This is a genomic window from Nocardia sp. NPDC004654, assembly GCF_040609595.1.
Taxonomy (GTDB): domain Bacteria; phylum Actinomycetota; class Actinomycetes; order Mycobacteriales; family Mycobacteriaceae; genus Nocardia.
The window spans coordinates 40,584-63,406 of record NZ_JBEXKI010000003.1 but is presented as its reverse complement, the minus strand read 5'-3'; the positions used below and the strand labels follow the sequence as shown (position 1 = coordinate 63,406).

Annotated in this window: 19 protein-coding genes; 12 read left to right on the top strand and 7 right to left on the bottom strand. The window is 69.5% G+C overall.

Going from position 1 to position 22,823, the window contains the following annotated elements; all coding sequences use genetic code 11:
- Positions 1 to 3: 3 nt before the first annotated feature.
- Positions 4 to 1,413 carry a dihydrolipoamide acetyltransferase family protein gene (locus ABZV58_RS10580; protein WP_354999923.1) on the top strand — a complete coding sequence of 470 codons (1,410 nt, stop codon included), beginning with the start codon at positions 4 to 6 and terminating at the stop codon, positions 1,411 to 1,413.
- On the opposite strand, the gene ABZV58_RS10575 is transcribed toward ABZV58_RS10580, so the two are convergent.
- Complete coding sequence (locus ABZV58_RS10575) at positions 1,400 to 2,644, bottom strand: benzoate/H(+) symporter BenE family transporter (RefSeq protein ID WP_354999922.1); 1,245 nt, start codon at positions 2,642 to 2,644, stop codon at positions 1,400 to 1,402. The two genes, ABZV58_RS10580 and ABZV58_RS10575, sit on opposite strands and share 14 nt — an antisense overlap.
- 241 nt (positions 2,645 to 2,885) lie before the next feature.
- Between ABZV58_RS10575 and ABZV58_RS10570 the strand changes: the two genes are divergently transcribed.
- On the top strand, positions 2,886 to 3,695 hold the full coding sequence (locus ABZV58_RS10570; protein WP_355000521.1) for a sulfurtransferase: 810 nt from the start codon (positions 2,886 to 2,888) through the stop codon (positions 3,693 to 3,695).
- Between the two features lie 120 nt (positions 3,696 to 3,815).
- Here the strand turns inward: ABZV58_RS10570 and ABZV58_RS10565 are convergent, their stop codons facing one another.
- Positions 3,816 to 4,553 carry an HNH endonuclease family protein gene (locus tag ABZV58_RS10565; RefSeq protein WP_354999921.1) on the bottom strand — a complete coding sequence of 246 codons (738 nt, stop codon included), beginning with the start codon at positions 4,551 to 4,553 and terminating at the stop codon, positions 3,816 to 3,818.
- A gap of 38 nt (positions 4,554 to 4,591) precedes the next feature.
- The gene (locus ABZV58_RS10560) at positions 4,592 to 4,954 is read right to left on the bottom strand and encodes a hypothetical protein (RefSeq protein ID WP_354999920.1); all 363 of its coding nucleotides are present in this window, start codon (positions 4,952 to 4,954) and stop codon (positions 4,592 to 4,594) included.
- Between the two features lie 288 nt (positions 4,955 to 5,242).
- Here ABZV58_RS10560 and ABZV58_RS10555 point away from each other — a divergent pair, with 288 nt between their 5' ends.
- The gene (locus tag ABZV58_RS10555) at positions 5,243 to 8,041 is read left to right on the top strand and encodes a DEAD/DEAH box helicase (protein WP_354999919.1); all 2,799 of its coding nucleotides are present in this window, start codon (positions 5,243 to 5,245) and stop codon (positions 8,039 to 8,041) included.
- On the top strand, positions 8,038 to 8,802 hold the full coding sequence (locus ABZV58_RS10550; protein ID WP_354999918.1) for an SWIM zinc finger family protein: 765 nt from the start codon (positions 8,038 to 8,040) through the stop codon (positions 8,800 to 8,802). The genes ABZV58_RS10555 and ABZV58_RS10550 overlap by 4 nt, the downstream gene beginning before the upstream one ends.
- A 249-nt stretch (positions 8,803 to 9,051) precedes the next feature.
- Here the strand turns inward: ABZV58_RS10550 and ABZV58_RS10545 are convergent, their stop codons facing one another.
- Positions 9,052 to 9,552, bottom strand: coding sequence for a hypothetical protein (locus ABZV58_RS10545; protein ID WP_354999917.1), 501 nt, complete (start codon positions 9,550 to 9,552; stop codon positions 9,052 to 9,054).
- A 62-nt stretch (positions 9,553 to 9,614) separates the two neighbouring features.
- Here ABZV58_RS10545 and ABZV58_RS10540 point away from each other — a divergent pair, with 62 nt between their 5' ends.
- On the top strand, positions 9,615 to 10,142 hold the full coding sequence (locus ABZV58_RS10540; RefSeq protein ID WP_354999916.1) for a TetR/AcrR family transcriptional regulator: 528 nt from the start codon (positions 9,615 to 9,617) through the stop codon (positions 10,140 to 10,142).
- Positions 10,139 to 10,936 carry a helical backbone metal receptor gene (locus tag ABZV58_RS10535; RefSeq protein ID WP_354999915.1) on the top strand — a complete coding sequence of 266 codons (798 nt, stop codon included), beginning with the start codon at positions 10,139 to 10,141 and terminating at the stop codon, positions 10,934 to 10,936. Before ABZV58_RS10540 ends, ABZV58_RS10535 begins: the two co-directional genes overlap by 4 nt.
- On the opposite strand, the gene ABZV58_RS10530 is transcribed toward ABZV58_RS10535, so the two are convergent.
- From ABZV58_RS10530 to icmF, 3 genes are all read right to left on the bottom strand, one after another.
- Entirely contained in the window at positions 10,908 to 12,434 is a 1,527-nt protein-coding gene (locus ABZV58_RS10530) for an NAD(P)/FAD-dependent oxidoreductase (RefSeq protein WP_354999914.1), read from the bottom strand. The genes ABZV58_RS10535 and ABZV58_RS10530 overlap by 29 nt on opposite strands.
- Before the next feature lie 118 nt (positions 12,435 to 12,552).
- Positions 12,553 to 13,632 (bottom strand): amidohydrolase family protein, encoded by a 1,080-nt coding sequence (locus tag ABZV58_RS10525; RefSeq protein ID WP_354999913.1) that lies wholly within the window; start codon positions 13,630 to 13,632, stop codon positions 12,553 to 12,555.
- Between the two features lie 136 nt (positions 13,633 to 13,768).
- Complete coding sequence (gene icmF, locus ABZV58_RS10520) at positions 13,769 to 16,987, bottom strand: fused isobutyryl-CoA mutase/GTPase IcmF (RefSeq protein ID WP_354999912.1); 3,219 nt, start codon at positions 16,985 to 16,987, stop codon at positions 13,769 to 13,771.
- Between the two features lie 369 nt (positions 16,988 to 17,356).
- On the opposite strand from icmF, the gene ABZV58_RS10515 reads away from it, so the two are divergent.
- The 6 genes from ABZV58_RS10515 (at position 17,357) to mmsB (ending at position 22,823) form a co-directional block, all read left to right on the top strand.
- Positions 17,357 to 17,527 (top strand): hypothetical protein, encoded by a 171-nt coding sequence (locus tag ABZV58_RS10515; protein ID WP_354999911.1) that lies wholly within the window; start codon positions 17,357 to 17,359, stop codon positions 17,525 to 17,527.
- A 79-nt stretch (positions 17,528 to 17,606) separates the two neighbouring features.
- Positions 17,607 to 17,891, top strand: a complete 285-nt coding sequence (locus ABZV58_RS10510) for a hypothetical protein (RefSeq protein ID WP_354999910.1) — start codon at positions 17,607 to 17,609, stop codon at positions 17,889 to 17,891.
- Between the two features lie 175 nt (positions 17,892 to 18,066).
- Positions 18,067 to 19,566, top strand: a complete 1,500-nt coding sequence (locus tag ABZV58_RS10505; RefSeq protein ID WP_354999909.1) for a CoA-acylating methylmalonate-semialdehyde dehydrogenase — start codon at positions 18,067 to 18,069, stop codon at positions 19,564 to 19,566.
- Between the two features lie 5 nt (positions 19,567 to 19,571).
- Entirely contained in the window at positions 19,572 to 20,711 is a 1,140-nt protein-coding gene (locus ABZV58_RS10500; protein ID WP_354999908.1) for an acyl-CoA dehydrogenase family protein, read from the top strand.
- 73 nt (positions 20,712 to 20,784) lie between these two features.
- Complete coding sequence (locus ABZV58_RS10495; RefSeq protein WP_354999907.1) at positions 20,785 to 21,879, top strand: enoyl-CoA hydratase/isomerase family protein; 1,095 nt, start codon at positions 20,785 to 20,787, stop codon at positions 21,877 to 21,879.
- Positions 21,876 to 22,823 (top strand): 3-hydroxyisobutyrate dehydrogenase, encoded by a 948-nt coding sequence (gene mmsB, locus ABZV58_RS10490; protein WP_354999906.1) that lies wholly within the window; start codon positions 21,876 to 21,878, stop codon positions 22,821 to 22,823. The genes ABZV58_RS10495 and mmsB overlap by 4 nt, the downstream gene beginning before the upstream one ends.

Sequence of the window (22,823 nt, the reverse complement as noted above, 5' to 3'; positions counted from 1 at the left end):
CCCGTGGAAGACGACGGCCACGTTCTGGAATTCCGGCTCCCGGATCTCGGGGAGGGTCTTTCCGAGGCCGAAGTGGTGTCCTGGTCGGTGGCCGTCGGCGACAGTGTCGAGCTGAATCAGACGATCGCGGAGGTCGAGACCGCCAAGGCCGTGGTGGCGCTGCCCTCGCCGTTCGCGGGACGGGTCGAGGAGTTGCTCGCCGAGCCGGGGGAGACGGTCGAGGTGGGCGCGCCGCTGATCCGGGTGCGGGTCGAGTCGCCGCCTTCCGCCGCCCGGGAGTCCGCCGCGATCCGAGCCCCGCTTCCGCCGTCTCCCGGCACTGACGCGACACAAGCGCCGGTCCCGCCGTCCTCCGAGGCCGACGCGACCGAGGCCGTCCCGTCGTCGCCGGACACCGCCGACGGCAACGGCCGCACCTCGGTGCTCGTCGGTTACGGACCGGAAGGCGAAGCCGAGTCGCGGCGGCGCAGGCCCGCGCCGGAAGGACGCGCCGCGGCAACGCCCGCCGCGCGCAAACTGGCCAAGGAACTCGGCATCGACCTGTGGTTCGTCGCGGGCTCCGGCCCGAACGGAGCGGTGACGGTCGAAGACGTGCGCGGCGCCGTGCCCGTCTCGCAACCCCGAATCGCCGCGCCCAGAACCGATATCGCGCCCGTGAATCGCCCCGCGCAGCCGGTGACCGAGCCGAACGCCGGCGTGATCCGCCCCGCGGTGCGCGAGGAGCGTGCGCCGATCACCGGCATCCGCAAGCGCACCGCGGCGGCCATGGTGGTGAGCGCGCGGACGATTCCGCAGGCCAGCGCCTTCGTCACGATCGACTGCACCGCGTCGATGGAACTGCTCGACCACCTGCGCACCACCAAATCCTTCGCGGGACTGACGCTCACGCCGCTGGCGCTGGTCGCCAAGGCGACGCTGGCCGCCATCGCGGACTTCCCCGGCGTCAACGCGTACTGGGACGAGGCGAATCAGCAGATCGTCACCAAGCACTACGTGAATCTCGGCATCGCGGTGGCCACCGACCGCGGCCTGCTGGTGCCCAATCTCAAAGAGGCGCAATCGCTCAGCCTGCGCGACCTGTGCCGCGAGATCGGCTGGCTGGCCGAGACCGCGCGCTCCGGCTCGGCGACTCCGGCCGACCTGCGCGGCGGCACCTTCACCATCACGAACGTCGGCGTCTTCGGCGTCGACGCCGGGGTGCCGCTGGTCAATCCCGGCGAGGCCGCGATCCTGTGCCTCGGTTCGATCCGCAAGCGGCCCTGGGTGTTCCGCGACGAACTCGCCGTCCGCTGGGTGACCACGCTCGGCGTCAGCTTCGACCACCGCATGATCGACGGCGAACTGGCCGCGCGCTTCCTCGCGACCACCGCCGGACTGCTGGAAGACCCACTCACCCTGCTCAGCCGGATGTAGCGCGCGCAGGGCTGGCGAGCGCCTGCGGTGTTCCGCTGACGGTCGCCTCCGGCGCGGCTCGCGTATCCAGCACCCGCCGCACGATCAACCCGGCGAGCAACGCCCAGAACGCGGCCCCGATGCCGAGGAATCCGACACCGGACGCGGCGATGACGAAGGTGATCACCCCCGCTTCCCGGTGCTGTTCGGAGCGCAGAGCACCCGCCAGCGCCGCCGCCAGGGTCGCCAGCAGCGCCAGCCCGGCCACCGTTTCCAACGTCCCCTCCGGCGCGGCGGCCACCAGGGTGACCAGCGCCGCGGAGCCGAGCGCGAGCAGCAGGTAGGCGACCCCCGCGGTGCAGGCCGCGATCCACCGGCGCTTCGGGTCCGGATGCGCGGCGGGCGCGGCGGACAGGGCGGCGCTGATCGCGGCCAGATTGATGGCGTGACCGCCCGCCGGTGCGCCGAGAATGGTGCCGATACCGGTGACTGTCATCGCCGCGCGCCACGGCACCCGGTAGTCGAACGACCGCATCACCGCCGTGCCCGGAATGTTCTGCGAGGCCATGGTGACGATGTAGAGCGGGATGGCGATGCCGATCATCGCTTGCCAATTCCACTGCGGCAGAGCGAGTTCCACTGTCGGCGCCATGGCGGTGAGATCGAGTTCGCGATGCTCGACAACGATGCTCACCGCGGCGCCGATGGCGGCGACGACGAACGCGGCGATCACCGCCCAGCGCTTGGCGAAACGTTGGAGCGCCAGCCACACCGCGATCACCGGAACCACCACCGCCGGGCTGGTCGCCACCGCCTTCACCGGCGCGAGGCACATCGGCAACAGCACGCCCGCCAGCATGGCCTGCGCGATCTCGACCGGAATCGCCGCGACCAGATTCCCAAGCCGCTGCCACAGGCCGGTGATCACGATCAGGACCCCGGTGAGCGCGAAAGCCCCGAGCGCGGCCCGCCAGCCCCCCGCGATCGTGCCCGCCCCCGCGAGCAGCGCGGCGCCGGGCGTCGACCAGGCCAGCGTGATCGGCATCCGGTAGCGGTAGCTGAGCAGGATGATCCCGATGCCCTGGGTGACGCACAGCGCGAGGAGTCCGGACGCGGCTTGGGCCGCGGTGGCGCCGACCGCCGTCAACCCGCTCAGCACCACCGCGAACGAACTGGTGAACCCGACGAGCGCCGTCACCGCGCCCGCCCCGAGCGGTTGTGCCAGCCCGGCGGGCGTGGAAATCGTGGCCATTGTTCGGATGATGCCGCTGGTCGGACGGCGTGTCACCGGCCAGTGCGGGGAAACTGGACCGACTTCCTACCGGTGGGTATGTCGCGCGAGCCCGCACATCCGCGGCGCGCGGTGCGCAGGCGTACCTCAGCATTCGCTCCGAACATGCGCCGCTATCGACGACGTCGTCGTGCGGTGTCGATTAAGGTGAGACGGTCGGCGCGCGAGAGAAACTGGACGAGGAGCTGGGTTGAGCGCGGTACTGATCTCTGCGGGGGAACTTCGGGAAACATTGGCGGACAAGCGGGTTCGCTTGCTCGATGTGCGATGGGCGCTGGGCGACCCGGACGGGCCGCAGCACTATCTGGAGGGCCACATTCCCGGCGCGGTCTTCGTCGACATGGAGACCGAGCTGGCCGCACCGCCCTCACCCGCGCGCGGACGGCATCCGCTTCCCGACATCGCGCAGCTGGAGAAGTGCGCGCGTAGCTGGGGCATCCGCACCGGCGATCCGGTGGTCGTCTACGACGCGACCGGCGGCATGGCCGCGGCACGGGCTTGGTGGCTGCTGCGCTGGGCGGGCATCGCCGACGTGCGCATTCTCGACGGCGGCCTGCCCGCTTGGACGAACGCGGGCGGCGAACTCGCCGCGGGCGCCGAACCCGATCCGGAACCCGGCGACGTCGAACTGCGGCCCGGCCAGCTGCCGGTGGTCGACGCCGACGCCGTCGCGAAGTGGAAGGGCGTGCTGCTCGACGCCCGCGCGGGCGAGCGATACCGCGGCGAGATCGAGCCGGTCGACCCGAAAGCCGGACACATCCCCGGCGCGGTGAGCGCGCCGACCGCCGAGAACCTCGGCGCCGACGGACGTTTCCGCGCCGCGGCCGAATTGCGCGAGCGCTTCGCGGGTTTCGGCTCCGGCCCGGTCGCGGTGTACTGCGGTTCCGGCGTCACCGCCGCCCACCAGGTCGCCGCGCTCGCGGTCGCGGGCGTCGAGGCCGCGCTGTACCCGGGCTCCTGGTCGCAGTGGTCGAACGATCCCAAACGTCCGGTCGCCACGGGCGCGCAGTAGTCGGTCGGCGAGTGCGAGACGCCTACGACGAGGTAGCGCGGCCGCCGCGGCAACGGGCGGCATCCTGCTGGAACGAAGGCGCCCGGTCCGTCGATAGCACCTCTCGTCGACGGACCGGCGTCATGGACACGTGCGTGCGATGTCGTGCAGCGTGGCGTTGTCGGCCGCGGTCAGCGGCAGTTCGTAGCGCACCGCGACAGTGAGGTAGCGGCCCGCGTAGAAACAGTGGTTCGCGCGCGACGGCGGCAGCCATTCCGCGGGCGTGCTGTCGCCTTTGGCCTGGTTGACGCCCGCCGCGGTGACCAGCAGATTCGTCTCGACGTCGTTGGCGAACCGCACGCGGCGCTGCGGCGGCCAGGCGAACGCGCCCATGTCCCAGGCGGCCGCGAGCGGGTAGACGTGGTCGATCTGCACGGCGCGGGCGTCGGCCTTGCGGAACGTGCTCCGTTCACCGGTGTACGGGTCGTCGAGGGTGCCGGACACGACTACGCAGTCCCGGGTGCCCGCGCGGAAACGCACGTCGCCGAGCTGGGCGGCGAGCACGTTGTTGCGGGTGTCGCAGCCGTCGTGCCCGCCGGGGCCGTCGTAATCGTCGGTCCAGGACGGCCCGAAGACGCAGCCCTGGCCGTTCCCGCAGCCGCGCTCGTAGCCGCCCGGCTTGGGCCGCTCGGCGACCACCCGAACCTCGGCGAACAGCTGTTCCAGCTGGGCTCGGCTCGGGCTACCCGGCGCGGGTGGGACCGGTCCGGCCGACCACACACCGCACCCGGCCAGCAGCAGCGCCGCGAGGAGCGGCGCGAGCACACGACCACGGATGTTCTGACGCACGGTGCCACTTGTACTCGTGGGCACCGACATTCGCGGGTTTCGGCGGGACGATCAGTTGTGGGGCTTGCTCACAACCAGGCGCGCGCGAGCAGGTCGTCGTCGGCGACCTCGCTGGCCCGCGGCGGGTATCGGGTGGCCGCGATGGACTCGTGGTGCGCGCCATCGTGCCCGATCAACCACGAGCCGCCGCGCTCCTCGCACTCGGCGATCTTGGCGAAAGTGGTGAGCAGGAACGTGATCGCCTGATGCGGGTCCGGGGTGTGCGCGAGGTGCTGTGATTCCCCGGGACGTGACAGGTCCAGCCACACACCGCACTCGCCGTCGAGTCGCATCCCGACGATCTTGGCGGCGTTGACGAAGGTGTACTTGCGTCGTTCCCAATGCGTAGTCGGCGTGAAGCTCTGCTCGAGTACCTGGAGCAGAATCGTCATGCTGCTGCCCTCCGCTCGTTGACGCCCAGCTGTGGTTCTCAGTCGTGACCAGCGAATATCCCAGTATGTGCCGAAAACGGCGCCAGCGGTAGCAGCACATCCCGGCGCGGCTCGGGGACGCGTCGACGGACACCCGGTACCACTGGACCCGGGCTGTCTCCGCTGGTCGCGGCATGATCTCGGTACCGTCCATAGTGCCCCTGAACCGCGAACTTCGCATGGACGCACCTACGGAACACCGCGCGCACCCCGCGGCGAAGTGTCGGACTCACCTGATTTGATGGGCGGATGCTGCACGGACTGTGGTCGCCAGGGGCCGGTCTGCTGCTGTGGACCGACGACGGGGTGCCGGACGCGCTGCCCGACCCGTTGGGCGCCGTTCTGCGCGCGTCGCGGTTCCGGCACCGGGCCGAGGTTCTCGTGTCCGCGTCCGGTTCGGCCGAGCCCGCCACGGTGCGCGCGCACGCGCTCGCGCCCGAGGCCGCCGCCGCGGCGTTGCGCCAGCCGCTGCCCGCTTCGGCCGTCGCGGGCGATCTGCGCTTTCTCGCTCATGTCGCGCACGGTGTGGAACGCTGGGTGCGGGCCGGGCGGGTCGTCCCGGAACTGCGCAGGGACGACGGCCAATGGTGGGTGCGCTGGCGACTGGTCGGCGGCGCGGCCCAGCGCGCCTGGCTGGCCGAGCTCGCGGTGGCCGCACCGGCAGCGCTGCATGTGGCCGGACGCCCCGCTGCGATGCTGGAAGACCTCGTCGGCGAACTGACCGACCCGATCGCCAGGCGGCTGCTGGACGGTCCGCCGCCGTCGCACCCGCTGCTCGCCGCGCTGGTCGGCGACAGTCCGCTCGACAGCGGCAGCCATCAGCTTGCCGAGGTGCTGGAGCGCTGGCGGGCCAGTCTCACCGTGGACGAGCCGGAACTGGTGCTTCGCCTGCTCGAACCGGACGGCGAGCTGGGTGTCGCCGACGAGTCGGTCGCGCTGTGGCGGCTCGAGGTCTGCCTGCGCACCGAGGGGGAGGCGCCCTCGCCGATCCCGCTGCACGGCGACCCGAGCCTGATCCGCACCGCGATCGACAAGCTGGGCGAGGCGCAGCGCGCCTATCCGCGCCTGCGCGATCTGCCGACCGATCCGCGCACGATGGATCTGCTGCTGCCCACCGAGGTGGTCGCCGATCTCGTCGCGCACGGCGCGCACGCGTTGCAGGCGGCGGGCGTCCGGTTGCTGCTGCCGCGCGCGTGGAGCATCTCCGCGCCGTCGATGCGGTTGCGCGTGGAGAGCGGGGTCCCGGCGGCGGAGAGCACCGTCGGTATGCGCGGATTGGTCCGTTACCGTTGGGAATTGGCGCTCGGCGACACCGTGCTGACCACGGCCGAGATGGAGCGCCTGGTTCGCGCGAAATCCGATCTCGTCCAGTTGCGCGGCGAGTGGGTGCAGGCAGATCACAAGGTGCTCGCCGCCGCGGCTCGTTACGTCGCCGCGCACAGCGACGATTCGCCGATCACCTTCGCCGACATGATCGGCGAACTGGCGGGCGGGCGCGTCGAGCAGGTGCCGATCACCGAGGTCACCGCCACGGGGTGGGCGGCCGATCTGCTCGATCGGCAGCACGACGCCGAGCCGGTGGCCGCCCCGAGCGGTCTGAAGGCGCAGCTGCGTCCCTACCAGCTGCGCGGGCTGTCCTGGCTGGTCACCATGAGCCGAATGGGCTGCGGGGCGATCCTCGCCGACGACATGGGCCTCGGCAAGACGATCCAGGTGCTCGCGCTGCTGGTGCACGAGCGGGAACAGTCCGACAACCCTGGCCCGACGCTGCTGGTGTGCCCGATGTCGGTGGTCGGCAACTGGCAGCGCGAGGCCGAGCGGTTCGCACCCGACCTGCGCGTGCTGGTCCACCACGGCGCGGGTCGGCGGGGCGGCGCGGACCTGGACGCGGCGATCGCCGAAGCGGACCTGGTGCTCACCACCTACTCGCTGCTCGCCAGGGATGTCGAGGCGCTAGGCAGACGGGACTGGGAGCGCGTCGTGCTCGACGAGGCCCAGCACATCAAGAACGCCGCGACTCGCCAGGCCCGCGCGGCCCGCTCGTTGCGAGCGCGACATCGCTTGGCGCTCACCGGAACTCCCGTCGAGAACCGGCTCGAGGAACTGCGGTCGCTGCTGGATTTCGTGATGCCGAAGCTGCTCGGCAGCGCGCAGACGTTCCGCGCGCGGTTCGCGGTGCCGATCGAGCGGGAGAACGATCAGAACGCGATCTCGCGGCTGCGCTTCGTCACCCAGCCGTTCGTGCTGCGCCGGGTGAAGACCGATCCGTCCGTCATCAGCGACCTGCCGGAAAAGCTGGAGATGACGGTGCGGGCCAACTTGACCGTCGAACAGGCCGCGCTGTACCAGGCGGTGGTCGACGACATGATGGACAAGATCAAAAACGCGAAAGGCATGGCGCGCAAGGGCGCTGTGCTCGGCGCGCTGACCCGCCTCAAGCAGGTGTGCAACCACCCCGCGCACTTCCTAGGCGACGGCTCCGGCGTGCTGGCGCGCGGCAAACACCGTTCCGGCAAGCTGGCGTTGGTGGAGGACGTGGTGGACGCGGTGCTCGCCGATGGTGAGAAGGCATTGCTTTTCACCCAGTTTCGCGAGTTCGGCGAGCTCGTCGCGCCGTTCCTCGCCGAGCGCTTCGGCGCCCCGATCCCGTTCCTGCACGGCGGTGTGCCCAAACGCCGCCGCGACGCCATGGTGACCGGGTTCCAGGCCGAGGACGGTCCGCCGCTGATGTTGTTGTCGCTCAAGGCCGGTGGCACCGGACTGAACCTGACGGCGGCGAATCACGTAGTGCACCTGGACCGTTGGTGGAATCCCGCGGTGGAGAACCAGGCGACCGACCGTGCCTTCCGCATCGGCCAGCGGCGCGCGGTGCAGGTGCGCAAGCTCGTCTGCGTCGACACCATCGAGGAGCGGATCGACGAGATGATCAACGGCAAGCGCAGGCTCGCCGACCTGGCCGTCGGCGCGGGGGAGAACTGGATCACCGAGCTGAGCACCGACGAACTGCGTGACCTGTTCACCCTCGGCGCCGAGGCGGTGGGCGAATGAGCTTCGAGGACTACAGCAAGTACGGCAAGCGGCTACCGGTCGAGGGTGGCGTGACGGCGCGCAGCAGGCGCGGCGGATTCGGGCGCACCTGGTGGGGCAAGGCGCTGATCGACGCGGTCGAGGCGATGGCCGAGCCCGGCAGGCTGGCCCGAGGGCGCAGTTACGCGCGCTCGGGACAGGTGGTGAGTTATCGGATCGAACCGGGCGCGGTGGTCGCGGAGGTGCAGGGCAGTCAGCCGCGCCCGTTCACCGCGGCGTTCCGCGTCCGCGCGCTGCGCGAGGACGAACTCGAGCTGCTGATCGAGACGATCCGCAGCTCACCGGGCATGCTGGCCGAGATAGCGTCGGGCGCGCTGCCCTCCGGACTCGGCCCGCTGCTGTTGCCGACCACCGCGGCCGAGCTGGACTTCGACTGCACCTGCCCGGACCCCGGCTGGCCGTGCAAACACGTCGCGGCCGTCTGCTACCTGCTCGCCGAGCGCCTCGACGAGCGGCCCCGCGAGATCCTCACGCTGCGCGGACTGGATCTCGACACGCTGATTCGCGGTATCGAGCGCGATCCGCGACCGGTCGCCACGGAGGATCTGTACGGCGACGAGGCGCTGCTTCCCGACCTGCCGAAGGTCGAATTCCGTTCCGCGATGGACGATCTCGATCCCGTACTGCTGCGCAAGGCGCTGCGCATGAGCTCGGAGGACGAGGCGAGCGCCGCCGCCGGGTTGCGCGAACTCGGTGCGTTGTATGCGCTGCTGCGGCGCTGAGATCGCCGCGGCGATCCGCTGCCGCGCGGCCAGCACCCGGCATCGAGGTCGGGCCCTGCGTCTCCGGACTTCGTCGGGCGGATCCCGTCCGTGCGCTGGGTGCCGGTTTCTCGGTACCGGGTGCCACTTCCAAGTCTGCTCTCGCGGGACGGGCGAGGTAATGCCTGAGCGCTGTTCATTCACTGCCCATGTGCCGAACCTGCGCTGCCAGGACCTTCCAGAGTCGCGCGGCCGACCCGACCTGCGGCGCTACCTCTCTGACCTGCGCTGATGCGCTGACTTGGGCGGCCCGCCCACCAGCACGACCACGTAGCAGAGCGCGGACAGCCCGGCGAACGCGACCACGGTCTCGGGGAAGTACAGGCAGGAGATCCAGAACGTGCCGCCCGCCGTGACCGCGCAGATCCAGTTGAACAGCGACCAGCGTGCGATCAGCTCGGGAGCCGCCCGCACCGCGACGGCCGCGAGCAGCGGGAAGAGCATTCCGAACAGCCCCAAGGCCACGCTGTAGCCGGTATTGAGCCCGAACACCGTTACTTCCCTGCCGCCTTCGAACAGCGCGGTCGTGGTGTTCCTGCCCAGCTCGTTGATCACTTCCTCGCCCGCGACATCGGCCCCGTTGAAGACGTGCAGCGCGAGCAAGTGGCCGAAGCCGATCAGGCCGAGGAACACGCCGCCCGCGTAGTGGGCCGGTAAAGGCCATCGGGCGACGATGGGGTTGGGCTGGATGGTGGACGTCATCGCGGTCATCGCGACCTCCGAGAGTTGACATACCCAGAACAGAACAAAATTTATGTTATAGGGTGGGCGATGTGGCGGGCAAGACCTCATGGCTGGCATCCGGGCTGACGATCCTCGGCGCGGCGGGACCGACGGCGCTGACCATCGACAAGCTCGTCGCGGCCACCGGACTCAGCACCGGGTCCTTCTATCACCACTTCGCGGGCATGCCCGGCTACAAGAAGGCGCTGCTCGCGCACTTCGAGGAGGTGCAGACGCTGCGCTACATCCGCGAGGTGCAGGCCGCCGAGAATCTGGACCCGCGCGCCAAACTCGATCTGCTGATCGACCTGGTGCTCGCCGATGGCGCACCCGCACGCCTGGAGGTGGCGGTCCGGGCCTGGGCACTGGACGATCCGGTCGCGGCCGCGGCCAAGCAGCGCGTCGACGCGGCCAGGCTGGCGTTCCTGCGCGAGCTGCTCGGTGAGATCGGCTACCCGGAACCCGCCGCCGAGCAGACCGCGCAGATCCTCTACCTGCTGGTGCTCGGCGCGGGCAACACGCTGCCCGAGGTGCCGCCCGAGCGGCTGCGCGTCCTGTGCGACCGGATCCTGTCGTGAATGCCGTTCCGCCGCAGCCTGTCTCGTCCACCGACGACTTGGGCGGCGAGGTCCCGATCGTCCGCCCGGTCCGGCGGGTCGTGTCCCTGGTGCCGTCGATCACCGAGTCGGTCGCTGTCACCTGCCCGGAGCTGCTCGTCGCGGCGACGCAGTGGTGCGCGCACCCGGCCGACCTCTCCGTCGAGCGGGTGCGCGGCACCAAGAACCCGAATGTCCGCCGGATCGTCGAGCTGGCTCCCGATCTGGTGCTGTGCAATCAGGAGGAGAATCGTCGCAGGGACGTGGAGCGGCTGCGCGAGGCCGGTATCCCGGTGTGGGTCACCAGGATCGAAACCTTGGACGACGCGTTCCCCTCGCTCACCAGGCTTTTCGTCGAGGCGCTCGGAGTCCCGGCGCCGTCCTGGCTGGTCGAAGCCGAAAAGATCTGGGCCGCCCCTCCTCCGGAGCCAGTTCGGGCGGCAGTGATCCCGATCTGGCGCAAGCCCTGGATGGTCGTCGGTCGCGACACCTTCACCGGTGACCTGGCGCGCCGCCTCGGGCTGCGACTCGTCCACGCCGACCGCCCGGAGCGCTACCCGCGCGTCACGGAGGACGAACTCACCCGCGGCGTCGAACTCGCGATCCTGCCCGACGAGCCGTACGTCTTCACCGAAACCGATGGACCCGAAGCTTTTCCGGGCATACCGGTCGCGCTGGTCGAAGGACGCAGCCTCACCTGGTACGGCCCCTCGCTCGTCACCGCCCGCGACACCTTGACCAGGCAGATCACCGCCGCGACCGCCGACCACCGCTAGACAGGGCCTGAGGCACCGAGGCGAACCGGTAGTCGGTCAGATCGAAATGCCCACTGCGCCAGGCCGCCTCCACCGTGGTCGACGGCCGCAGCGGAACATCACCGTGCTTGTCGAAGTAGTAGCTGTTGGCCACCGAACACGACTCCTGCCAGAACACCTGCCCGCCGCGCCGGGACAGCATCTCCTGGAAGAAGCGGTCGTTGGCTTCCTCGGTGACCTCGACCAGGGTCGAGCCGGTCGCGCGGGCGTGCCGCAGGCAGCGCAGGATATGGCGGACCTGGTTCTCGATCAGCGCGAAATACGACGAACCGTTGTAGCCGTACGGCCCGATCACCGAGAAGAAGTTCGGGAAGCCGGGGACGCTGACGCCCTCGTAGGCCTGTAGCCGGTGCTCGTCCCACCACTTCTCCAGGTCCCGGCCGCCGACGCCGCGCAGGTCGTAGGTCGGCATGTTGCCCGACTCCATCACCTTGAACCCGGTGGCCAGGATCAGCACGTCCGCCCGATGCTCGGTCGCGTCGGTTCGCACGCCCGTCGCGGTGATCTCCCGGATCGGATCGGTCTCCAGCAGCACGTTGTCGCGGTTGAAAGCGGCCAGGTAGTCGTTGGAGAAGCTGGGGCGCTTGCAGCCGAGTGCGTAACGGGGCGTGAGCTTTTCGCGGATCACCGGGTCGTGGACCTGGCGGCGCAGGTGGGCGAGCCCGGCGCGCTCGCCCACGGCGGCGGTCGGCAGTGACTTGTAGTAGTGCGCCGCGATGGGGAAGGTCAGTTCCACGTAGGTCTGGCTGATCAACCTGGTCAGCGACCGTCCACCGGGCAGCCGCAAGGCCAGCCGCAGCGGGGCGGGCAGCGGCATGTCCGGGCGCGGCAGGCACCAGATCGGCGTGCGCTGGAAGACGACGAGCTGCGATACCTCGGGCGCGATCTCCGGGATGACCTGCACCGCGGAGGCGCCGGTCCCGATGATCGCGACCCGCTTGCCACGCAGGCTCTGCCCGTGGTCCCAGCGCGAGGTGTGCATGGTGACGCCGCGGAAATCGCCGACGCCCGGGATCTCCGGCATCTTCGGCCGGGTCAGCACACCGGTCGCGCTGATCACGTAGCGTGCCCGCAACTCCTTCCCGGAGTCGGTGCGTAGCCGCCACAGGTGCCGCTCTTCGTCGAATTCGGCGTCGGAGATGGTGGTGCTGAAGCGGATGCGCGGGCGCAGCCCGTACTTGTCGACGCACGATTCGGCGTAGGCCTTGAGTTCGCGACCCGGCGCGTAGACGCGGGTCCAGTCCGCCCGCTGATCGAACGAGAACTGATAGCTGAACGACGGAATGTCCACGGCCACACCGGGATAAGTGTTCCAGTGCCAGGTGCCGCCGACGCCGTCCGCGTCGTCGACGATGAGGAAGTCCTCGAAACCGGCCTCGCGCAGCTTGATCGCCGCGCCGATGCCGGAGAACCCGGCTCCGACGATGATCACTTCGTGGTCGATGGTCTCGTCGTTCATCGCACCGCTCGCTTCATGAGTCCGGCGTACGAACCCATGTGATGTCGGGCGACATCATTGTCCGCACCTGCCACCTCATTAGGCGCGCGCCCGCCGGCTTTGTCAACGGGCCGCGGTGCTACTCGGGAGCCTCGACGCGATAGACGCGTTCTGCGGTGCCACGGAAGATCTGGGCCAGGTCGTCGGGCCCGCCACCGTGGCCGGTCACGATCTCGGCGATGGCCCGGGCGCTGTGGTCGATGCTGGTGATGGGCTTGTCCACCGGGAAGTTCGAGCCCCACAGCAGGCGGTTGGGTCCGAAGGCATCCATCGCGTGCGTGACCAGCGGACCGATCCGCTCGACCAGCGTCGGCACCGGCGTCGCGCTACCGCGCGTCGGCACCGGGTGGCCGAGGATGGGCATCATCAATCCGCTGACTTTCGCGACCACATTCGACTGGGCAGCCAGTGCGCTCAGGTCGTCGCGCCAGGTCAGCAGCAGCTTCCTGCGCTCGCCCGGGTTGGCTCCGGTGTGTTTGCCGACCTTGCCGAACAGTCCCGCGGGCGTGCCGAGATGGTTCAGCACGATGGTGACGTCGGGATAGCGCGCGGCCAGTGCCGTCACCTCCGGCAGCTGGTGCGAGTACACCCACGCCTCGAAGGACAGCCCGCGCTCGGCGAGCTCGGCGAACCCGTCGAGGAAGCGGCTCGTGGTGAGTGCGCCCGCGTTGCCCGTGAAGGAGCGGATGGCGGTGTCGGGGTGGTGCGCGACCATCGTGCGGATGCCGCGGAACAGCGGCGACGCCGTCTGGTGCGCGTCGAGCAGGGCCGCGAAGCCGTCGGCGGCCGGGTCGGCCGATCCGATGACGGCGCCGAGCCGCGGGGTGTCGACACCGAAGGGCAGGCTGGCGACCCAGCGGGTCTCGTCGGCCTTGGCGGTCGGACCCGTACCGGTCCATTCGACCTCGATGTGCACGATCGACTCGACCGGGACGCCCGCGGTGTCGGTCCGGTAGTCGGCGGGCAGGTACGGATGCACGTACGGCGTTGGGTCGCCGACGAATTCACGGTCGCGGCGCGGGGCCAGCCGGGTGGCGAGATCGATCGGCACCGGCAGGTACTTGAACAGCCGGGCGAGATTGCTGAAATCGCGCGGCGTGGTCAGCGGATCCCACTGGTGGATGTGCGCGTCGATCACGCGTAGACCCGCGAGGTCCATCGTGTCCCTCCTGTCTGGCGGATTTCCCGGCCCGGCGATTGTCACACGACCGGTGCCGGGCCTGGGGGAAATGCTTCGCTCCGGCCGTGCGTGGGCTGCTGACGGACTTCGGCCGGTGTCGCCGATCGCCCCCGCCTCACACGTTGCGGCGGTACTGCCCGCCGACGGTGAAGAAGGCGTCGGTGATCTGCTCCAGCGTGCATACCCGCGCGGCGTCCATCAGCACCTCGAAGATGTTCTCGTTGGTGCGGGCCACCGCGTCCAGGCGGGCCAGCGCCGTGTGCGCCGCGTCCCGATGGCGCTGCTGGAACTCACGCACCCGATCGAGCTGGGACTTCTTCTCCGCTTCGGTGGCGCGGGCGAGTTCCATTACCCGGTGCTGTTCGCCGTGGGGATTGCGGAACGTGTTGACTCCGACGATCGGCAGCGAGCCGTCGTGCTTGCGCCGCTCGTAGAGCATGGACTCGTCCTGGATCTTGCCGCGCTGGTAGCCGGTCTCCATGGCGCCGAGCACGCCGCCGCGCTCGCTGATCCGCTCGAACTCGGTGAGCACCGCCTCCTCGACCAGATCGGTGAGTTCGTCGACGATGAAGCTGCCCTGCATCGGGTTCTCGTTCATCGCCAGCCCCCACTCGCGGTTGATGATCAGCTGGATCGCCAGCGCGCGGCGCACCGATTCCTCGGTCGGGGTGGTCACCGCCTCGTCGTAGGCGTTGGTGTGCAGGCTGTTGCAGTTGTCGTAGACGGCGATCAGGGCCTGCAGCGTGGTGCGAATGTCGTTGAAGTTCATCTCCTGGGCGTGCAGCGAACGGCCCGAGGTCTGGATGTGATACTTCAGCTTCTGCGAGCGCTCGTTGGCGCCGTAGCGGTCGCGCATGGCGATCGCCCAGATGCGCCGCGCGACCCGGCCGATCACCGAGTACTCGGGGTCCATGCCGTTGGAGAAGAAGAACGACAGGTTGGGCGCGAAGTCATCGATGTCCATGCCGCGCGCGAGATAGGCCTCCACGTAGGTGAATCCGTTGGCGAGGGTGAAGGCCAGCTGACTGATTGGGTTCGCGCCCGCCTCGGCGATGTGGTAGCCCGAGATGGACACCGAGTAGAAGTTGCGAACCTTGTTGCGCACGAACCATTCCTGGATGTCGGCCATCATGCGCAGGCTGAACTCGGTGGAGAAGATGCAGGTGTTCTGGCCCTGGTCCTCCTTGAGGATGTCGGCCTGCACGGTCCCGCGCACGGTGGACAGCGTCCGCGCCCGGATGTCGGTTGCCTCCTGCTCGGTCGGCGCGCGGCCCGTGCTCGCCGAGAATCGTTCCAGCGCTTGGTCGATGGCCGTGTTGAGGAAGTAGGCGAGGATGGTCGGGGCCGGGCCGTTGATGGTCATGGAGACCGAGGTGGTCGGCGCGGTCAGGTCGAAGCCGTCGTAGAGCGCCTTCATGTCGTCGAGCGAGGCGATGGAGACACCGGACGTGCCGACCTTGCCGTAGATGTCGGGGCGCTCGTCTGGATCGCGGCCGTAGAGCGTCACCGAGTCGAAAGCGGTCGAAAGGCGTTTCGCATCGGAGTGTTCGGAGAGCACCTTGAACCGCCGGTTGGTGCGGAACGGATCACCCTCGCCCGCGAACATCCGCGCCGGATCCTCGTTGTCCCGCTTGAACGCGAACACCCCCGCCGTGAACGGGAAGCGACCGGGCAGGTTCTCCGCACGCAGAAACCGCAGTAGCTCACCGTGATCGGTGAAGCGGGGCAGCGCGACGCGCGCGATGCTGCTGCCCGACAACGACTCCCGTCTCAGCGGCGTGTGCAGCTCCCGGTCGCGCACGCGCACCACCTGCTCCGCGCCACGGTAACTCTCGGCGACCGAGGGCCATTCGGCCAGCAGCGCGGCATCGTCGTCACTCAGTTCGCGGCGGGCGGTATCGAGCAGCTCGGCCACCGCGGTGGCCTCGGGTAGTTCGGCCAGCACTTGCTCGAGCCGCTGGACGCGCTGCGCCGCCGCGACCTGCCGGGCCGTCTCGGCATGGTATTCGCGCACCGCCTCGGCGATCTCGGCCAGATACCGCACCCTGGCAGGCGGAATGATCTGGGCAAAGCGGGTGGAGACCTTGGTGTCCACCCGCGGCAGCGTCCCTGGCTCGAGCCGCAGGCCGTGCTCGCTCAACAGGCCGGTCAGGTGCTGGTAGAGCGCGGTCACGCCGTCGTCGTTGAAGGTCGCCGCGCTGGTGCCGAACACGGGCATGTCCTCCGGGCGCGAGCCGAATGCCTCACGGTTGCGCAGCAATTGGCGCGACACGTCGCGCACCGCGTCGGACGCGCCCCGGCGCTCGAACTTGTTGATCGCCACCACGTCGGCGTAGTCGAGCATGTCGATCTTCTCGAGCTGGGAGGCGGCGCCGAACTCGGGCGTCATGACGTACATCGACACGTCGACGTGGTCGACGATGGCGGTGTCGCCCTGCCCTATGCCTGGTGTCTCCAGGACGACCAGGTCGTATCCGGCCGCCTTGCACGCCGCGATGATGGTGTCGACGTTCCGCGGCAGCTCGTGATTGCCGCGGGTGGCCAGCGAGCGGAAGAACAGGTGCGCGCCGTCGAGCGCGTTCATCCGGATGCGGTCGCCGAGCAGCGCGCCGCCCCCGCGGCGCCGGGTCGGATCGACGGCGAGGATCGCGACGCGCGGCTTGTCCTGCTGGTCCGAGCGCAGCCGCCGCACCAATTCGTCGGTGAGAGAGGACTTTCCCGATCCGCCGGTGCCGGTGATGCCGAGTACCGGCACGGCGCGCGCGTCGGCCGCGGCGAGCAGCGCCTCGCGGGCGGCGGCGGGCAGCGTGTCCTGCTGGAGGCAGGTGATGGCGCGGGCCAACGCGGGTCGCTCGCCCGCGAGCACCGCCTCGGTCGCGGGGAAATCCTCGGCGAGATCGACATCGCAGATGCGCACCAACTCGTTGATCATGCCGGGCAAGCCGAGCCGCTGGCCGTCCTCGGGGGAGAAGATCCGCACGCCGGAAGCGGCCAGGCGCTCGATCTCCTCGGCCACGATCACCCCGCCGCCACCGCCGAAGACCCGGATGTGGCCTGCCCCGGCCTCTTTCAGCGCGGCCGCGAGGTATTCGAAGTACTCGATGTGGCCGCCCTGATAGGAGCTGACCGCGACGCCCTGCACGTCCTCCTCGATCGCGGCGGCGACCACCTCGTGCACGGCGCGGTTGTGGCCGAGGTGGATCACCTCCGCGCCCTGGGACTGGAGGATGCGGCGCATGATGTTGATCGCGGCGTCGTGCCCGTCGAAGAGGGCGGCCGACGTCACGAAACGCACGGGATGGGTGGGCGTGTAGAGCGCGCTGCTGTCGGCCACGGGAGTCCTCCGGCGAGTCGTCCTGACGCCCGATACTAGGACGTCAAAGTAATTCTACGGTGATGGGGATCACGCCGCCAGGATTCGCGGCGGTCCCGGCGACGTGCCGGTTTCCGGTCCTCGCGAGGGTTCCGATCAGCCTGACCGCAACCGGCGACATCGGCCGCGCACTCGAGTTCCGATGGAGACCGTCGTAATCGGAGCGAAGGGCCGGATGATGAACAGCTTCATCGCCGGGAGGGTCTGGGCGCAGCCGCGTCCTCCTTCGGTGGCAGTCCGTCCCGGCGCCGGGCTCCCCGCCCTGTCGCGTGCCGCTGGCATCACCACGTGCTCGCTAGGTCCCTCGAAAAGGTCTGGAGGTCAATGGATATGAGCGATCATCCGACCCCGAGTGGGCGAGCCGCCTGCTGGCGCCCGGCGCGACCCGGCTCCGCGTCCGCCGTCGGACCGCGCGAGATGCGAGTGCTCACCGATCTGCGGGTCGGCCCGGTTCCGTTGCTCACGATGGAATGGCTCGCGACCGGCGGCGGTCTCGGTTGATCGCCCCGGCGCCCGTCGCGTAGCCCGGGTCTGTTCCCACGCCCTCGGACATACTGATCCGACGGCGTGCGAGCATCGGATGGGGAACGCGCTGCGGCGGCTGGTCGATGACGGTGTGCTGAGCGCGGAGCAGCGCGACGCCGTGCTGGCGGCGGTGGCCGCCGAGGAGACGGCTCGGCCGTCGACGGGCAAGCTGCTCGTTGAGGTCGCGGCGTACGCGGGGGCGGTCGCGCTCGCGATCGCCGAGGCGGTCTCGGAGCTGTCGGGAGCGCTCGGCGCGGCCGGGTTCGTGCTGATCGTCGGTGCGGTGCTGCTGGCGGCGGGCGCCATCGCTATGACGCGTTCGCCGCGCAGATCCGACTGACGCGGGGCGGTGCGACCGAAGCGGCCCGGCCGGAGAGGCGGCTGAAGGCGCACGGCAACTCGGCGAGGTGGGATGGATCACATTCGCCAACCGGCGGATCATTACTTGGACATCCAACTATAGGATGACCGCAGATCGCGCCTTCGCGCGTCGACGACGACAGACAAGGACTGGCATGGTTCGCGAACTCACTCATTTCATCGGCGGGCAGCACGTCCCGGGCACCTCCGGAAACTTCGGCGACGTCTTCGACCCGAACATCGGTCAGGTGCAGGCGCGGGTGCCGCTGGCGAGCAAGGCCGAGGTCGAGGCGGTCATCGCGAACGCGGCGGCGGCCCAGCCGGAGTGGGCGGCGTTCAATCCGCAGAAGCGGGCCAGGGTGCTGATGAGGTTCCTGACCCTGGTGCAGGACGAGATGGACAGCCTGGCCGCGCTGCTCTCCGCCGAGCACGGCAAGACCATCGCCGACGCCAAGGGCGACATCCAGCGCGGGCTCGAGGTCATCGAGTTCGCCACCGGCATCCCGCACCTGCTCAAGGGCGAATACACCGAGAGCGCGGGCACCGGCATCGACGTCTACTCGATGCGTCAGCCGCTCGGCGTCGTCGCGGGCATCACTCCGTTCAACTTCCCGGCGATGATCCCGCTGTGGAAGGCGGGCCCGGCCCTCGCGTGCGGTAACGCGTTCGTGCTCAAGCCGTCCGAGCGCGATCCCTCGGTGCCGCTGCGGCTCGCCGAGCTGTTCCTGGAGGCGGGTCTGCCCGCCGGCGTGTTCAACGTGGTCAACGGCGACAAGGAGGCCGTCGACACCCTGCTGCACGATCCGCGGATCAAGGCCGTCGGCTTCGTCGGCTCCACCCCGATCGCGCAGTACATCTACGAGACCGCGACCGCGAACGGCAAGCGCGCCCAATGCTTCGGCGGCGCCAAGAACCACGCCATCGTGATGCCCGACGCCGATCTCGACGACGTCGCCGACCAGCTGATCGGCGCGGGCTACGGCTCGGCGGGCGAGCGCTGCATGGCCATCTCGGTGGCCGTGCCGGTCGGCGAGGAGACCGCGGACCGCCTGGTGGCCAAGCTGACCGAGCGCGTGCACAAGCTCAACATCGGCCGCTCGGACGATCCGGGCGCCGACTTCGGCCCGCTGGTCGGCAAGGACGGCGTGGATCGGGTCAACAACTACGTCCAGATCGGCATCGATGAGGGGGCCGATCTGGTCGTGGATGGTCGCGGCCTGACCGTCGAGGGCGGTGAGGACGGCTACTTCGTCGGCGCGACCCTGTTCGACAAGGTCACCTCCGAGATGCGGATCTACCGGGAGGAGATCTTCGGCCCGGTGCTCACCGTGGTCCGTGCCAAGGACTACGAGGAAGGCTTGCGCCTGGCCAACGAGCACGAGTACGGCAACGGCGTCGCCATCTTCACCCGCGACGGCGACACCGCCCGCGATTTCGCGTCCCGGGTCGAGGTCGGCATGGTCGGCATCAACGTGCCGATCCCGGTGCCGATCGCGTACTACACCTTCGGCGGCTGGAAGCGTTCCGGCTTCGGTGATCTGAACCAGCACGGCCCGGACTCGATCCGCTTCTACACCAAGACCAAGACGGTGACCCAGCGCTGGCCTTCCGGTCTGAAGGAGTCCAACGCGTTCGTCATCCCGACGATGGACTGAGCCGGATGTTCACCTTGGACGAGGACGAGCGCGCGATCGGCGAGACCGCGCGTCAGTTCGCCGACGAGTTCCTCGCGCCCAACGCGCTGGAATGGGACGAGCGGAAACACTTTCCGGTGGACGTGCTGCGCAAGGCGGGCCCACTCGGTCTCGGCGGCATCTACGTCCGCGAGGACGTGGGCGGCTCGGGACTGCGCAGACTCGACGCCGTGCGCATCTTCGAGAAGCTTGCCACCGGCTGTCCGGCGGTGGCGGCCTACATCTCCATCCACAACATGGCCGCCTGGATGATCGATGCCTACGGCACAGAGGAGCAGCGCCAGCACTGGTTGCCCGGACTGACCTCGATGGAGTTGCTCGGCAGCTACGCGCTGACCGAACCGGGCGTCGGCTCCGACGCGGCGGCGTTGAGCACCAAGGCCGTTCGCGACGGCGACGACTACATCCTCAACGGGGCCAAGCAGTTCATCTCCGGCGCGGGCGCCAACGACGTCTACGTGCTGATGGTCCGCACGGGTGAGGAAGGGGCGCGCGGCATTTCGGCGCTGATCGTCCCCGCCGACACGCCGGGCCTGTCGGTCGGGCCGAACGAGCGCAAGATGGGCTGGAACGCCCAGCCGACCCGCCAGGTCGTGCTGGAGGACGCCCGCGTCCCGGTCGCCAACCGGCTCGGCGCGGAGGGCGATGGCTTCCGCATCGCCATGAACGGGCTCAACGGCGGGCGGCTGAACATCGCGGCGTGCTCGGTCGGCGGTGCGCAGGCGGCGCTGGACAAGGCGGTGCCGTATCTCGCCGATCGCCAGGCCTTCGGCAAGCCGCTGAACAAGAACCAGGCGCTGCAATTCGAATTGGCCGATATGCGCACCGAATTGGAGGCCGCGCGGACGCTGCTGTGGCGCGCGGCCGCAGCGCTCGACGCGGACGCGACCGACAAGGTCGAACTGTGCGCGATGGCCAAGCGATTCGCCACCGACGTCGGCTTCGAGGTGGCCAACAAGGCACTCCAATTGCACGGCGGCTACGGCTATCTGCACGAATACGGTCTGGAGAAGATCGTCCGGGATCTGCGCGTCCACCAGATCCTCGAGGGCACCAACGAAATCATGCGGGTGGTCGTCGCCCGCTCGGTCATAGGAGCAGCATGAGCGAACGAAGTGAGCGAATCATGTGCCAGCGCGCCTCGCGCATGCCGGAGCCGAGCGTCAGCGAGGTGCAGGCATGAGCGACGTACTCATCGAGAAGCGCGACGGCCTCGGCCTGATCACGCTGAATCGGCCCAAGGCCATCAACGCGCTGAATCACCCGATGGCGCTGGCCATCACGGATGCGCTGCGCGCGTGGGCCGAGGACGACGAGGTGCGCACCGTCGTGGTCACCGGCGCGGGGGAGCGCGGGCTGTGCGCGGGCGGCGACATCGTCGCGATCCACGCCGACGCGCTCGCGCTGAATGATCGCTCCGCAAGCTCCGCGAAAACCGGTGACGCGGAAGCCGATTCGCCGACCGGCCTGTTCTGGCGCGACGAGTACATCCTCAACGCGCTGATCGGCCGCTACTCGAAGCCGTACGTGGTGATCATGGACGGCATCGTGATGGGCGGCGGCGTCGGCCTTTCCGGCCACGGCAGCCACCGCGTCGTCACCGAGCGGTCCAAGGTCGGCATGCCCGAAGTGGGCATCGGTTTCATCCCCGATGTCGGTGGCACCTACCTGCTCGCGCGCACGCCGGGCGAGATCGGCACGCACGTCGCGCTGACCACCGCGCGGATGGGCGCTGGCGACGCCATCGCGGCCGGATTCGCCGACTACTACGTGCCTTCGGACGACATCCCGGCGCTGCTCGACGCCCTGCGCACAGCGAGCGCCAACGCCGCGATCGCCCAGTTCGCCAAGGCCGCACCGGAATCCGAACTGCTCGGGCAGCGGGACTGGATCGACGCCTGCTACAGCGCGGACACCGTCGAGGAGATCGTGGCCCGGCTGCAAGCCTACGACGCGCCGGAGGCGAGCAAGGCGGCGTCCGATCTGCTCGCCAAATCGCCTGTCGCGCTGAAGGTCACGCTGCGCTCGTTGCGCGCGGCGCGCGAGTTGTCGAGCCTGGAGGCGGTGCTGAACGAGGAGTACCGCGTGTCCATCGCTTCGCTCGGATCGCACGACCTGGTCGAGGGCATTCGCGCGCAGGTCGTCGACAAGGACCGCAACCCGCAGTGGCGACCGGCGTCCCTTGCCGAGGTCACCGACGCGCAGGTGGCGGCGTATTTCGCCGAATTGGGCGACAAGGAACTGGGTTTGGCGACACCGGAGGCAGAGCAGTGAACGCAGCATCGCACAGCGATTCGACCAGGGGTGGTGACCGGGCGACGGGCGGGCAGAAGATCGGTTTCCTCGGCGTCGGTCACATGGGCGCGCCCATGGCGGCCAACCTGGTCCGCGCGGGCTACGACGTGCTCGCGTTCGACCCGGTGCCCGCGGCCAAGGAGCAGGCGCGTAAGGATGGCGCGACCGTGGTGGAGACCGCCGTCGCGGCCGCCGCGGACCGTGACGTGGTGATCACCATGCTGCCCAACGGCAAGCTGGTGCTCGACGTCTACGCCGATCTGCTGCCCGCCGCGAACCCCGGCACCCTGTTCATCGACTGCTCCACCATCGACGTCGCCGACGCCAAGGAGGCCGCCGCGCGGACCGTCGCGGCCGGGCACCGCGCGCTCGACGCACCCGTCTCGGGCGGCGTCGCGGGCGCGGCGGCGGGCACCCTGACCTTCATGGTCGGCGGCGCGGCGGCCGATTTCGCCGACGCGCTCCCGCTGCTCGAAGTGATGGGCGGCAAGGTGGTGCACTGCGGCGACGCGGGCGTCGGCCAGGCCGCCAAGATTTGCAACAACATGCTGCTCGGCATCTCGATGATCGGCCTGTCCGAGGCGCTGGTGCTCGGCGAGAAGCTGGGCCTGAGCCACCAGTCGTTCTTCGACGTGGTCTCCACCGCGTCGGGCCAGAGCTGGGCGCTGACCAGCTACTGCCCGGTCCCCGGCCCGGTTCCCACCAGCCCGGCGAACAACGACTACCAGCCGGGATTCGCCACCGCGCTGATGACGAAGGACCTCGGTCTGGCCGCGAACGCTTTGCGCGCCAACGGCATCGACGGTCAGCTCGGCGCGCTCGCCGCGGAGATCTACACCCGGTTCAACCAGACGGACGCGGGCAAGGACTTCTCGGCTATCGTCACCGATATCCGTAACCGATCCGATCAAGAGGTGGCCTGA